The 13,188-nt window shown below is 68.8% G+C and carries 13 protein-coding genes; 7 read left to right on the top strand and 6 right to left on the bottom strand.

The annotated features are described in order from the left end of the window. Window positions 1–75: 75 nt before the first annotated feature. Window positions 76–981: a hypothetical protein gene (locus ACWEOI_RS30820; protein WP_452361845.1), complete on the top strand. Its 906-nt coding sequence runs from the start codon at window positions 76–78 to the stop codon at window positions 979–981. 17 nt (window positions 982–998) lie between these two features. Here the strand turns inward: ACWEOI_RS30820 and ACWEOI_RS30815 are convergent, their stop codons facing one another. Together ACWEOI_RS30815 and asnB are read right to left on the bottom strand one after the other, a co-directional pair. Then, complete coding sequence (locus ACWEOI_RS30815; protein ID WP_433666885.1) at window positions 999–2,408, bottom strand: DUF1254 domain-containing protein; 1,410 nt, start codon at window positions 2,406–2,408, stop codon at window positions 999–1,001. A gap of 75 nt (window positions 2,409–2,483) precedes the next feature. Then, a complete protein-coding gene (asnB, locus tag ACWEOI_RS30810) occupies window positions 2,484–4,451 on the bottom strand; it encodes an asparagine synthase (glutamine-hydrolyzing) (RefSeq protein WP_433666884.1) in 1,968 nt (655 codons plus the stop codon). 436 nt (window positions 4,452–4,887) lie between these two features. Between asnB and ctaC the strand changes: the two genes are divergently transcribed. Continuing rightward, window positions 4,888–5,886, top strand: coding sequence for an aa3-type cytochrome oxidase subunit II (gene ctaC, locus ACWEOI_RS30805; RefSeq protein ID WP_357095242.1), 999 nt, complete (start codon window positions 4,888–4,890; stop codon window positions 5,884–5,886). Between the two features lie 12 nt (window positions 5,887–5,898). Then, the gene (locus ACWEOI_RS30800) at window positions 5,899–6,315 is read left to right on the top strand and encodes a cytochrome c oxidase subunit 4 (protein WP_433666883.1); all 417 of its coding nucleotides are present in this window, start codon (window positions 5,899–5,901) and stop codon (window positions 6,313–6,315) included. Between the two features lie 78 nt (window positions 6,316–6,393). Here the strand turns inward: ACWEOI_RS30800 and ACWEOI_RS30795 are convergent, their stop codons facing one another. After that, window positions 6,394–7,209 carry an SDR family NAD(P)-dependent oxidoreductase gene (locus ACWEOI_RS30795; protein WP_452361844.1) on the bottom strand — a complete coding sequence of 272 codons (816 nt, stop codon included), beginning with the start codon at window positions 7,207–7,209 and terminating at the stop codon, window positions 6,394–6,396. Window positions 7,210–7,352: 143 nt separating this feature from the next. Further along, a complete protein-coding gene (locus tag ACWEOI_RS30790; RefSeq protein ID WP_433666881.1) occupies window positions 7,353–8,612 on the bottom strand; it encodes an FAD-binding protein in 1,260 nt (419 codons plus the stop codon). A 55-nt stretch (window positions 8,613–8,667) separates the two neighbouring features. Between ACWEOI_RS30790 and ACWEOI_RS30785 the strand changes: the two genes are divergently transcribed. Both ACWEOI_RS30785 and ACWEOI_RS30780 read left to right on the top strand, forming a co-directional pair. Next, on the top strand, window positions 8,668–9,864 hold the full coding sequence (locus tag ACWEOI_RS30785) for a hypothetical protein (protein WP_452361843.1): 1,197 nt from the start codon (window positions 8,668–8,670) through the stop codon (window positions 9,862–9,864). Window positions 9,865–9,936: 72 nt separating this feature from the next. After that, window positions 9,937–10,491 (top strand): NADAR family protein, encoded by a 555-nt coding sequence (locus ACWEOI_RS30780; protein WP_452361842.1) that lies wholly within the window; start codon window positions 9,937–9,939, stop codon window positions 10,489–10,491. Here the strand turns inward: ACWEOI_RS30780 and ACWEOI_RS30775 are convergent. Beyond that, window positions 10,468–11,307 carry a site-2 protease family protein gene (locus tag ACWEOI_RS30775; protein WP_452361841.1) on the bottom strand — a complete coding sequence of 280 codons (840 nt, stop codon included), beginning with the start codon at window positions 11,305–11,307 and terminating at the stop codon, window positions 10,468–10,470. The two genes, ACWEOI_RS30780 and ACWEOI_RS30775, sit on opposite strands and share 24 nt — an antisense overlap. 66 nt (window positions 11,308–11,373) lie before the next feature. On the opposite strand from ACWEOI_RS30775, the gene ACWEOI_RS30770 reads away from it, so the two are divergent. Together ACWEOI_RS30770 and ACWEOI_RS30765 are read left to right on the top strand one after the other, a co-directional pair. Beyond that, the gene (locus ACWEOI_RS30770) at window positions 11,374–11,916 is read left to right on the top strand and encodes an NUDIX domain-containing protein (RefSeq protein ID WP_433666877.1); all 543 of its coding nucleotides are present in this window, start codon (window positions 11,374–11,376) and stop codon (window positions 11,914–11,916) included. Window positions 11,917–12,083: 167 nt separating this feature from the next. Next, window positions 12,084–12,371, top strand: a complete 288-nt coding sequence (locus tag ACWEOI_RS30765) for a hypothetical protein (protein WP_452361840.1) — start codon at window positions 12,084–12,086, stop codon at window positions 12,369–12,371. Between the two features lie 3 nt (window positions 12,372–12,374). On the opposite strand, the gene ACWEOI_RS30760 is transcribed toward ACWEOI_RS30765, so the two are convergent. Beyond that, entirely contained in the window at window positions 12,375–13,124 is a 750-nt protein-coding gene (locus ACWEOI_RS30760) for an SDR family oxidoreductase (RefSeq protein ID WP_452361839.1), read from the bottom strand. Window positions 13,125–13,188: the final 64 nt, after the last annotated feature.

Here is a 13,188-nt window from a genome sequence, read left to right as displayed (position 1 = left end):
CGACCGCGTAACCCGCTCGGCTTCTCGGAGGCACCTGTGAACGGAAACCGCAGAACAGCACGAGGATTCGCGGCGGTGACAGCGGTCCCGGTGGCCGCGGCGCTGCTCGCCCTCCATCCCGATGTCGCCGCCGCCGACCCGGGGCTGCCGTCGATCGGGGAGATCATCAGCGGCAGCGCGGGCGGGGGACCGGATCCCGGTGATGCCGCCGCGCCGATCGACGCGCCCACCGGCAGCGCGCTCGGGTTAGGCACTGGCAGTAGCTATTCCGGCAATCAGGGCCAGCCGGGCGGCCGGGTCGTCACCGGCAACCCCGCGGGCCCGAATCCGATGACCGCCTTGGATCTCGGCAGCAGCAGCCCGGACATCCCGCGCGAAACGACCGCGGGGGCATCGGATCTCGTGCCACCCGAACCGCCCGTGACTCCGATCGCCATCCCCAACACCCTCGGTGGCCTCCTCGGCCTCGACTCCGGCAGCGTTCTCACCGCCTGCGCGGGCAGCGCCGTGGTCGGCAGTGCGGCGCTGGGCATGGGCATCCTCACGGGCAGTGGCATGGGTTCGGGCCTGATCGGCCCCGGCTTCATCCCCGGCTCCAGCGGACTGGTCGGTCCGGGCTCGGCCGGGGCGGGCAGTGTGGTGGTCGGCAGCGCCGCCACCGGCAGCGCCCTGCTGACCTGCATGCTGTTGCTGCCCGTCCCGATGGCGCCGGAACCCGGTATCCCCCTGCTGATCCCGCCGGCCGCCCCCGCGGTGGTCCCGGCCGCCGCTCCCGTCGTGGCTCCGCTGCCCGCGGTGGTCCCGCCCGCCCCGGCGCCGATCCCGCCGCCGCCTCGGCAGCCGGACGAAGTCGCCGCGCCGGAACCGCCGCCACCGGCGGCCGGCCTGACCGCGCTCCAGGTCATGACGGTCATGATCATCACGATCATCGCGGGTGCGCGCGCCCGCCTCGCCCGCGGCCACCACGCGCCCGCCGACTGACGACGGGCGCGCCCGGGTCAGGACAGCTTCTCCAGCTTCGGGACCTCCCACTTCCCGTTCAGCACGCTGTCCTTCGGCGCGTACAGCCGCAGCGTGAGGGAGAACCGCCCGGACTCCGGGATCGGCAGCCAGTGCCCGGTCGGTACCTCCGACCCGGGATCGGCGTTCTGCACCGCGATCGTGATGGTGCCGTCCTCGGCGGGGGAGAGCGGGACCAGATGCCCGACCGAGTAGATGCGCGCGGGGTTCTGCACCAGGTAGGACTCGCCGTCATAGGCGGTGAGTGACCAGAACGCCCCCACCGGCGGCTGCTGGTCCTGGGCGAAGGTGACCCGGAATCGGCTGTCGCCGTCCGCATTCGCGTCGATCGTCGGATACACCGCGTCCCGGGGCAGATTCGCGCCCAGGCCGAGCGCGGCGATCTGCGCGCGCAGCGGATAGTCGGTGCCGTACGCGCCGACCTCCAGATTGAAGAGCCACCCGTTCTGGTACTGCGACTTGGGATCCCGGTACTCGGTGAGCGCGCGGCGGCCGTCGGCGAGGCCCGCGTTGAGCACGTCCGCGGGCACGGTGGCCGCTCCGCCCGGTGTGATGCCGATGGTGGCGAAGCGCTTCATGGCGTCGACGGCGTCCTCGTCGGCCGGATTGACCGCCATGACCGTGCACATGCGCGCGAAGAACGTGGGCCCGTCCATGGCCCCCACCATCTGGGCGGGCGCGCCGCCGCCCGCGGCCAAGGCCCCCGGACCGCCCTGCACCTCGCCGGAATCCCAGACGCTGAGCGGGGCCAGCTTCAACTGGTGCTGGAGCGCCCGCACACGCTCGATGTCGCCCTCACCCTTGTATTCGATACGGCCGAGCAGCCAGGTGGTGCCGGTCGGCATGGCCAGCTGGGTCATGCCGTCGGGCACCGTGCCCTTCCAGCCCGGTCCGGTGACGAGGTAGGTGTAGGGCGCCTGCTGCGGCGCGTTCTTGACGCGCGGATTGGTGCTGGCGGGATCGTGCACCGTATTGGTCCAGGCGTCGAGGAACTGCATGAGCCAGTACCGGCCCTTGATCTCGGGTACCTGCAACACCATCGGTTCCGGCCGCAGATCCAGCCAGGCCTGCGAGTACAGGGTGTCGAGGTTGAGCCGCACCACCTGCCGCACCTCGGGGGTGGGCGGATTCTGGTGCACGAATTGGTTTGCCGGGCCCCCGGTTTCGCGGGTGACGTCCATGAGGACCAGCGGGTAGCCGAACACGTAGGCGTCGGCGGCGATGTCCTTGGCGTCGCTGGAGGCCGAGGTGGCGCCGGTGGTGCCGGATCCATTGTCCGAGGTGCCGCAGGCGGTTAGTCCGAGGGCGGCCGCAGCGCCCATGCCGAGCGTCCGGGCGCCCAGTTCGAGCATCCGGCGACGCGAGAAAGGTGCGAAGGGGTGGCTCATGGCCAGCACCGTACTGCGGCGACGCGGGCCCGGAGCGCCCTCACGGGCGTGGCGCTCCGGTGTGTCGCGTGCGGGTCAGAGGTTGACCGGGTAGGTCGGCTCCTGGATCTCGGGCTTGATCCGGTTCTCCACGAAGATGCCGTGCCAGATCATGAACACGATGAGCGTCCACAGGCGGCGGCTGTGGTCGACCGGACCGGTGCGGTGCGCCTCCAGCATGGCCAGGATGGCCTGCTTGTTCAGCAGGTGGTCGGTGCCCGACTCGGTGATCTGGGCGCGCGCCCAGTCGTAGAGCTCCGGGCCGCGCAGCCAGTGCCGCAGCGGCACCGGGAAGCCCAGCTTGGCCCGGTTGAGCACGTGCGGCGGCACGATGTCGGTGAGCGCCCGGCGCAGCGCGTACTTGGTGGTCTCCTTGGTGATCTTCTGGTCCACCGGGATCTTCTCGGCGACCTTGAACACCTCGGGGTCCAGGAACGGGACGCGCAGTTCCAGCGAGTTGGCCATGGTCATCTTGTCGGCCTTGACCAGGATGTCGCCGCGCAGCCAGGTGAACAGGTCCAGGTGCTGCATGCGCGCCACCGGGTCCCAGTGGTAGCCCTGCATGGCGTAGATCGGGGCGGTGACGTCCTGGTGCGTCCACTCGGGCCGGAACTCGCGCAGCACCGACCGCAGCTGGGCGTCGTTGAAGCTGCGCGCGTTGCCGTAGTAACGCTCCTCCAGGGTGAGCGAGCCGCGGTGCAGCAGGCTCTTGCCGCGGGTGCCCTCCGGGATCCGGTCCGACACCTTGCCCGCCAGCTTGCGCAGCGGCTTGGGCAGGTACTCGAAGGGCTTGAGCGACAGCGGTTCCCGGTAGATCGTGTAGCCGCCGAACAGCTCGTCGGAGCCCTCGCCGGAGAGCACCACCTTGACGTGCTTGCGGGCCTCCTTGGCCACGAAGTACAGCGGCACCAGCGCCGGGTCCGCGACGGGTTCGTCGAGGTACCAGACGATTTCGGGAATCGAGGCCGCGTACTCCTCGGGGGAGACCATGCGGATGTAGTGCTTGGCGCCGATGGCCTCGGCGGTCTCGGCGGCCACATCGGCCTCCGAGTAACCCTGCCGCTCGAACGCCGAGGTGAAGGTCAGCAGGTTCGGGTTGTGGCGGATGGCCAGCGCGGCGATGGCGGTGGAGTCGATGCCGCCGGACAGGAACGCGCCGACGGTGACGTCCGCGCGCATGTGCTTGGCGACGGAGTCCTCGAGCGCCTCGGCGATCTCCTTGTAGCGCTTGGCCTCCGAGCCCGCCGCGAACTTCTGCACCCGGAACTGCGGGTTGAAGTAGCGGGTCACCTGCGGGGCGCTGCCGGGCTCGATCCAGGCGTAGCAGCCCGACTCCAGGCGGCGGATGTCCTTGTGCAGGGTCTCGGCCTCGGGCACGTACTGCAGCACCGTGTAGTGCTCGAGCGCGCGCGGGTCCAGGGCGTCGGTCAGCTCCAGCTCGGCGAGCAGGCCCAGCAGGCTCTTCTTCTCGCTGGAGAAGGCCGTGCCGCCCGCGCCGGTGGCGATGAACAGCGGCTTGATGCCGAACGGGTCGCGGGCCAGGAACAGCTTGTTCAGCTCGGTGTCCCAGATGGCGAAGGCGAACATGCCGCGCAGCCGGCTCGCGGCCTTGGCACCCCAGTAGTGGAAGGCGGCCACGATGGCCTCGCCGTCACCCTCGGTGCGGAACATCGGCTGGTCGCCGAACTCGGCCTCGTGGGCCTCCTTCAGCTCGGCGCGCAGCTCCAGATAGTTGTAGATCTCGCCGTTGAAGGTCATGGCGTAGCGCTCGGGGTTCTCCGGGGGACCCCAGCGCAGCGGCTGGTGCGAGTGCTCGATATCGATGATCGACAGGCGGTTGAAGCCGAAGATCATGCGCTCGTCGTTCCAGGTGCCCCGCTCGTCCGGGCCGCGGTGGCGCTGGCAGTGCAGCGCCTCGTACACCTGTGCAGCGGTGGTCTCGACCGTCCGCCCGTCCGGAGTAGTAGCTGTGCTAGCTGTCAGAAATCCGAGCAGACCACACACTGCGCCGAGAACCTCTTTCCGGAGTCATAAGGATTGGGGCGTACCCGCACGGGCACGCTGCACGCGAAACCTACTGCCCGAGTATGCCGTACCCGTGCAGATCCCGCCGCCAGAGCCCGTATCCACTGCATATGAGGTTTCCGGAGTGTCGGACAGGACCCCGTCGCAACGGGGGCCCCTTGTTGGTCTACGCTGCGTAGTACTTGGGAAACTCTCAGGGTCGGTTGCGCGTTCGCGTGTACCCTTCCCCGAGCTCCCGAACTGTGCTGATTATGTGTCGTCCGGCGGAAGGGAGCCCGGGCGGCGCGGTGTCGGAATGACGACCAGGAAGGCGTTGAGCGTGGCGCACAAGGCGAGCGAGGCGATAGGGGCACGACCCGCCCAGGGTCGGCGGGGCCGCATCCTTCGGCGGGCCGGGCTGGCGGTGTCCTTGGGGATGACCGCGATGCTCGTCTCCGGCTGCTCGATCGACAACGTTTGGCTTCGATTCGGCTGGCCCTCGGGCATCACGCCGCAGGCCACCAGGATGCGCGAGCTGTGGACCTGGTCCGTGCTCGCCGCGCTGGCGATGGGTGTGCTGGTCTGGGGTCTGACCTTCTGGACCATCGCGTTCCACCGCAAGAAGGCGAACTCCCCGGAGTTCCCGCGGCAGACTGGTTACAACGTGCCGCTGGAGCTGAGCTACACGGCGATCCCGTTCGTGATCATCGCCGTGCTGTTCTACTTCACCGTCGTCGTGCAGAACTACGTGCACGAGAAGGTCGAGAACCCGGACGTCGTGGTCGACGTGACGGCGTTCCAGTGGAACTGGAAGTTCGGTTACCAGAAGGTCGACCTGAAGGACGGCTCGCCGGTCTGGGACGGTGTCGACACCGAGCGCCAGGACATGAACGAGGACATCAAGGATCGCTACAAGGAAGCGACCAAGGATGGCCACCCGCAGCCGGGCCCGAACAACGGCCTGCCCGCGAACGACATCTCCTACCTGCACTACGACAAGGTCGAGACCGTCGGTACCTCCAACGAGATCCCGGTCCTGGTGCTGCCCTCGGGCAAGAACATCGAGTTCCAGCTGGCCGCGGCCGACGTCATCCACTCGTTCTGGGTGCCGGAGTTCCTGTTCAAGCGCGACGTGATGCCGAACCCGAAGCAGAACAACTCGGACAACGTCTTCCAGATCACCAAGATCGAGAAGGAAGGCGCGTTCGTCGGCCGTTGCGCCGAGATGTGCGGCACCTTCCACTCGATGATGAACTTCGAGATCCGGGTCGTCTCGCCGGACGACTTCAAGAAGTACATGGACGCGCGGATCAAGGACCACAAGACCAACGGCGAGGCGCTCTCCGCGATCGGTCAGTCGCCGGTGGCGACCTCCACCAAGCCGTTCAACACCGACCGCAAGGCGCGCGGCAACGAGCTCGCCGACGCCAAGTGAGGATGAACTGACATGAAGGTCGAAGCTCGCATCTTCGAACTGCTCACGGTCTTCTTCGTGATCGTGGCCGTGATCTACGGCTACTTCACCGGCCAGTCCCGCACCGGAGTCGAGTGGGCGGGCACCACCGCCATCGTGCTGACCGGCGGCCTGGCGCTGATCGTGGCCACCTACTTCCGCTTCGTCGCCCGTCGTCTGGACCTGCGTCCCGAGGACTACGAGGAGGCCGAGATCGTGGACGGCGCCGGCGACCTGGGCTTCTTCTCGCCCGGCTCGTTCTGGCCCATCCTGCTGGCCGGTGCGGGTTCCATCACCGCGCTGGGCCTGGCATTCTTCCAGTTCTGGCTGATCGGCATCGGCGTGGTCTGCGTGCTCGCGGCCGTCGCCGGCCTGGTGTTCGAGTACCACCTGGGCCCGGAAAAGCACTGATCCGGAGCACAACTCGAAGCGCCCCATCCGAATCCGGATGGGGCGCTTTGCTGTTCGGGGGGAACTGTTCGGAGGTCTTCAGATGCCGAGCGCGTGTTTGAGGCGGGTGGTGCGCGGCGACATCGACGCCAGACCCAGCAGGGCGCGCGGGAACCTCGGTGTCAGTTGGGACGGGCGGGTGTGGATGGCGGTCTCGATCCAGCGGGCGGCCTCGGCCGGATCGATGGTCCCGTATTCGGCGTGCGCCCGAGCGCTGGTGGCGCCGGTGAAGATCGGGTACTGGACCGTGGAGACGTGGATGCCGCGCGGGGAGAGCTCGGCGTCGGCGCACTGGCCGAAGGTGGTCCAGGCGGCCTGGGCGGAGGCGTAGGAGGCGAAGTTCGGGGAGGGACCGGTCTCCGGGCTCCACGGGCCGACGTTCACCACGTGGCCGGAACCGCCCGCGAGCATGGCGGGGAGCAGGCCCAGGGTCAGGCGCAGCGGGCCGAAGTAGTAGGCGGCCATCATGCGCTGGTAGTCGCGGAACCGGTCCAGGGATTGCAGGACCGGGCGGCGGCTGGGGCGCCCGGTGTTGTTGACCAGCACGTCGACCGTGTCGAATTCGGTGAGCAGCCACTCGACCAGCTGGTCGACATCGCCGAGGGCGGCGATGTCGCAGCGGTACCAGTGGGCGCGGCCGCCGGCTTCGATGATGGTGGCGCAATCCTCGACCAGCTGGGCGCCGGTGCGCGCGACCAGGATGACCTCCGCGCCGTGAAAACCGAGTAGTCGGGCCGTTTCTCGGCCGATCTCGGACGTGGCGTCGGTGATGACCACGCGTTTGCCCTCGAGCGGGCGTTCGCCCTCGGGGCCACCGGCACTACGGGGGCGGCGGGCAGCACGGAATTCGATCATGGGACAGGCAACCTTCATCAGAGGATTGAGCATGAACCATGCACCGATACCCCGCCGACAGTATCGATACCGCCGCGCCTCCCGGCTGCCAACCGATAGCTGATTTGCGCTACGCGATTGCTGGGTGAGCGGCGGAACACATTCTATTCGGTCGGGTCATAACGCCGGGCGCGTTCGGCCACACAGATCTCGTCGATTCCGGACACGATGTCCCGCAACAGTTCCGAGGGCAGCGCCGCCGGACGCAACCGGCAGGTGAAGGTGATGAAGCCGTGGTCCTCGTCGTCGAGTTCACGCAGGTAGCGGGAGCGCACACCGTAGGTCATGGCCGAGATCACGGTGAAGCAGCCGGTGCGCTCGCGGTGCCCGGAGAACAGGTCGTGCAGGCCGTGGAACACCCGCGCGTAGTTGGACATGGGCGCGAAAAGCGAGATGCGGTAGGCCGGTCCGCGCTCCGAGGAGCTGATCACGGTGTCGGCCAGGTACTCCGCGTCGCGCAGCGTCAGCACCTTCGGAGCGAACATGAGCGCGCCCGCCGCGGCATTGCGGACCGGCATGCCGGCGCGGCCGCCCGCCGAGGCGGCGATGGCGCCCAGCGACTTCCGGGCGCGGGCGCCGACCTCACGCCGGGCGCGCAGCGACAGGTTGGGGGTGGTGGGGTGCAGGCTCGACCACTGGCCGAAACGGACCGTGCCCAGCTGCACGGTGCCGGTGCCGACCGGGCGCGCGACCTTCAGCGGCGCGGTGTCGATCCAGCGGCCAACCTGCAGCATGGAGTCGCCCGGGGACTGGATCTCGCGGAAGGAGTGCTCCACCCAGGTGTCGAAGTCCAGGAAGCGGTGCGCGTCGGTGGTGAGCCAGGTGCGGTCCTTGTCCACGCCGGTCACCTCGAGGGTGAGCGCGGTGATGATGCCGGTGCGCCCGCCGCCGCCCAGGATCTTGCGGAAGCGTTCCGCGTGGTGGGTGCGCCCGCAGGTGCCGAATCGCCCGTCCTGATCGACGTATTCGAGTTCGACGACATTGTCGGAGAACATGCCGAAGCGATGCGACGCCGCCGACAGCCCGCCCACCGCCGCGAATCCGCCCGCCGTGATGTCGCGATGGTCGCCCACGATGGGCAGCCCGAGCCCGTGCGCGCCCAGGGTGCGATCGATGTCGGACAGCCGTGCCCCCGCCTGCACGCGCACAGTCCTGGCATCGGCGTCGACAACCTGTACGCGGTTCATCTTCCGCATGCTCAGGGTGGTGCCCTGCACGGGCAGTCCGAACTCCTCGTCCGGACGTTCCCCACCCCGGATGATCAGCGGTTTCGTCGAACGACGTGAATCCCGAACGGTCCGAACCACATCCGCGGTGTCGCGGGGCAGAAACTCGTCGGGGTGGGTGGAGACGGGCGTGCTCATGGCGCTACAGCTAACCACAACCGCGCGAATTGCGCTCGCGCGTAGAGTCCGGCCTATGAGTTTCCTGGGTGGGGTTTTCGGGTCGCCGCGAGATCGGTTCGGCAAGAAGATCTTGGAGCAGGTGCGGGGGTACGAGGTGGTGGAATTCGCGCGGTTCGACCCGGAGGCGTTCGAGATCGCGTGCCGGCTGCGGAACGGGTACGCCGCGACACTGAAACTGGAGACGCTCTATCGCCGGTTCGGGGGGAAGGTCGGCGCGGAGCTGTTCGCCGTGATCGACAGCATGCTGTTGCCGCCCGCCGCGCGGGAGAGCTGGGACGAGGTGTCGCCCAAGCTGCGGCCGGTGGTGCGGCGGGCCGGGTACGGGGCGGTGCGGGTCGCCGAGGCGGACGGCCGGGACATGGTGCTCACCCGGCCGGCGCTGCCGTATCTGTGCGAGCTGGTGGTGATCGATCTGCCCAGCACCGTGCAATTCGTGACACGGCAGGATCTTTCGCGCTGGGGAGTGGACGAGGAGCAGGTGTACGCGGTCGCGCACGCCAATCTCACCGAACTGGCCATGAGCACCATGACCGCCTTCGATCAGGCGGAGGGCGTGCGGGTGCTGGATTTCACCGATGACGACGGCGAGAACTACGTCGGCTCGCTGCCGCTGGTGGCGGGCTGGCTGGCGGGGGTGGGGGCCCGAACCGGCACCACGCCACTGCTTTTCCTGCCGGGACACCTCGGCATGCTGGTCGTGCTCGGCGCGACGCCCGCGGCCATGCCGCAACTGCTCGCGCTGGCCTCCGAACGGCACGAGGCCGCGCTGCGCCCCTTGTCGGCGGTGCCGTACACCGTGGACGACAACGGCGACCTGACGCCGCTGCGGGTGCCCGAGGATCATCCGGCGTACGCGGAGATCCGGCACGCGCAGGCGCAACTCGTGGTCGGCGCGTACCGGTCTCAGACCGAGAATCTGCGCGAGGAGGACGACCGCGAGGGCGCGATCATGGAGCTGCTGCTGGTGAGCGCGCCCGACGGCAGCGAGTACACCATGACCTCCTGGACCGACGGCGCGACGAATCTGCTGCCCGCCGCGGACTACATCTGCTTCGTCACCGGCGACGGCGATGTCTTCCGGGTGGCCTGGGACGACGTGTCCGGGCTGGTGCCACTGGAACTCGCCGACGAGTACGACCCGCCGCGTTTCCGGGTCCAGGACCATCCGCCCGCCGAGGTCATGGCCCGACTACGCGCGCTGGCCCGCTGATTCGGGCGGCGCGTCGCCGGTGTGGCGGGATTTCTTCACGACTGTGTCATCTGGGTCGGCTAGGGTCGCGGCGTGGACAGGGCGCAGCTTGCAGCGGATATGGCGGCCGGAGCGAGACCGGAGTTCCTCTTCTTCTGGGGGCACACCCGCACCCCCGGGCACGAGGTCGGCACATGGGTGCTCAGCCAGTGGTGGCCCGTCGACTTCACCGTGGACGGCCAGACCTACTCCAGCGCCGAACATTTCATGATGGCCGAGAAGGCCCGCCTGTTCGGCGACGAGGACATGCGCACCCGCATCCTCACCAGCGACACCCCCGCGGACGCGAAACGCCTGGGCCGTGCCATCTCCGGCTTCGATCAGGACACTTGGGAAGCCCACCGCTTCGACATCGTGCTGCGCGGCAGCATCGCCAAATTCGGCCAGCACGACGCGCTGCGCGACTTCCTGCTCGCCACCACCGAGAAGGTGCTGGTGGAAGCCGCACCCCGCGACACCATCTGGGGCATCGGGCTGGGCGCCGAGAATCCCGACGCCGCCGACCCGGCGCTGTGGCGCGGCGAGAACCTACTCGGCTTCGCCCTCATGGACGCCCGCGACGCGCTAGCTCCCGCCCGCCAGCTCTGACGCGACGCCCACGCGCCGCTCGTAGAGTGCGAGCACGGCCTCGACCTGCGGTGTGCGCGGGGCGTTCTCGGCCAGCCAGGCGATGCGGGTGCCGGTGAGCTCCAGCTCGGCGGCGGAGAGATCGGGTTTGGTGAGCGCGATCTCGCACAGTGCCCGGACCGTTCCGGCGGCCCGCTGGAGGGTCTCGTCGCTGGAGGCGGCGGGCTGAGGGTCGGGCGGCGGGGAGCTGTCGAAGTCGATGCGGGTCCGGTCGGACAGCGTCGGCACGGCGTCGGCCGGGACGGTTCCGAAGAGCTGCGCGCCGTCGCTGTAGCTGCCGTCGCGAGTTCGGAACGGCAGCAAGTTGCTCAGCCCGAGCATTGCCGAAAGCGCCGTCAACGAAAACCCCACCGGCAGCGGCAGAGCTGCTTGCGCCCAGACCGCGGCGAAGATGCCCGCGGAGATCAGGTTCGCGAGCGGCCCCGCGGCAACGGTCAGCCGCTCGCCGCGCGGGCTCGGTCGCACCGACCAGTGCACCCGTCCGCCCGGATACAGACCCAGCCGCACCGTCACCGAACCGAATTCGAAGCGCAGACCACCGGCGCCGGGCCGCGTTCCGATGCACACGATCAGGGGATACGCGCCGAAAAGTCGTCCTACCGCCAGGTGTCCGAGTTCGTGTATCAGGACTGCCAGCATCAGCGCGCCGTAGTAGTACCAGGGGAACAGCGCCATCAGCGGATGGTCGCGCCAGTAGATCGCCGTGAATCCAGCCGATACCGCGGCCACCGCGGCCACGGCCGCGCCCTCGGTCACCTGCTTCCCTCCCACACGCACGGCCGGATAGTAGCCCGCGATCTCCGGACTCCGCTGATCTCGGTCCGGATGAGGGAGGATCGGGGCATGGAGACGGTGAGCGGTCGTGAGGTGTATTCGAATCGGTGGATCACGCTGCGGGAGGATGTGGTCCGGCAGGCCGATGGGGAGGAGTCGATCTATGCCTTCATCCGGAAGTCGGACTTCGCGATCGTGATTCCGTGGGACGGGGAGCGGTTCCATCTGGTGGAGCAGTTCCGGTATCCGTTGCAGCGGCGGTGCTGGGAGTTCCCGGGTGGGGCGGTGGCGGGAGAGGGCGATCTGGTCGAGGTGGCCCGGCAGGAGCTGCGGGAGGAGACCGGGTTGCGGGCGGGGACGCTGACGGTGCTGGGGAAGGTGGCTCCGGCTCCGGCGACCAGTACGCATTACGGGACGGTGGTGCTGGCGACCGAGCTGACCGAGGGGCCGCACGAGCGGGAGCCGTCGGAGGCGGACATGGAGTCGGGGTGGTTCACCCGCGACGAGTTCGAGGACCTGATCCGGACGGGGGCGATCGTGGACGCGCAGACCGTTGCCGCGTATTCGCTTCTGCTGCTGCACGAGAAGACGAGCGGGCGTCCAGTCGTATAGACGGTTTATTACGTCCGAAAGCGGAAGATCCGCTGAAAGTGGATCCCGGTGACCCTTGCGGCGTGACGCGGGCGGCGTTCAATGGTCGTCGCGGTCCACGCCTGGAAGGGCTGGGGGATTGGTCATGGATCGTATTGGTGCACTCCGTGATACGAAGAAGTGATCCTATGTTCGGAAGAACTCCCGCGGCCGCGCTGGCGGCCGTGCTGGTGACGGCGCCACTGGTGACGGGCCTGGCCGCGGCCCAGGCCGCGCCGGCGACCACTGCGGTGGCGAGCCCGGTCGCCGCTCGCCACGACGACCAGGGCTCGGACCGCGATGGCGGCGGCGATCAGGGCGACGCCTGGTTCATCCACCACTGCAAGCAACTCCACGAATGGTGGCAGCCGCGCTGTATGCGTGATCGCAACGATATGTGGCACCGTGGCGACCCGCCGTCGACGGGCAGCTGGTAGCCCTCACCAGGCGAGCCGCGCGTACTCCTCGCTACCCCACACGTGGCCCCAGAAAGTGCCGGTCGGTCCGTCGGCGGGCAGGGTCGCCAGGTACACGCTGGGTTCGGCGCCCTGTTCGGGGGTGCGGAAACCGCTGTGGCCGTTCAGATCCGTGGCGGTGTAGCCGGGGTTGGCGGCGTTCACCTTGATCGGGGTGTCCTGCAGCTCCTGCGCGTAGAGGACCGTCACCATGTTCACGGTGGTCTTGGACGCGGTGTAGGGGATCGCGGACGGCATCCGCGACAGCGGGCTGTCGGGATCTGTGCGCGCGGTGAGGGAGCCGACTTCGCTGGACACGTTGACGATTCGCGCGGCCTCCGCGCGCCGCAGCAGCGGCAGCAGCGCGTTGGTGACCGCGATCAGGCCGAAGACGTTGGTGTCGTACACGTGTCGCAGGGTGGCGAGGGTGCCCGAGGACGCCTTGCCGTCGCCTTCCAGACCGCCGGTGATGGCGGCGTTGTTGACCAGCACGTCGAGCCTGCCGAACTCGGACTCGATGCGGGTGGCGGCGCGGGTGACGGAATCCTCGTCGGCGACGTCGATCTGGATGAAGTGGGCGTCCGCGCCCTCGGCCCGCAGCTTGTCCGCGGCGGCCTGCCCGAGTCCGGGGTCGCGCGCGCCGATCAGGACGGTCATGCCGCGCGCGGCCAGCTGCCGGGCGGTCTCGTAGCCGATGCCCTTGTTGGCTCCGGTGATGAATGCTGTTCTGCTCATGCGAAAAGCTTCGCGCGGCAGCGGATTCCGTGGGAGGGCCGGTTTGTACCACCCTGAACGGGAA

It is taken from the genome of Nocardia sp. NPDC004340, from assembly GCF_053602575.1.
This window is presented reverse-complemented; position numbering and strand designations above follow the sequence as displayed.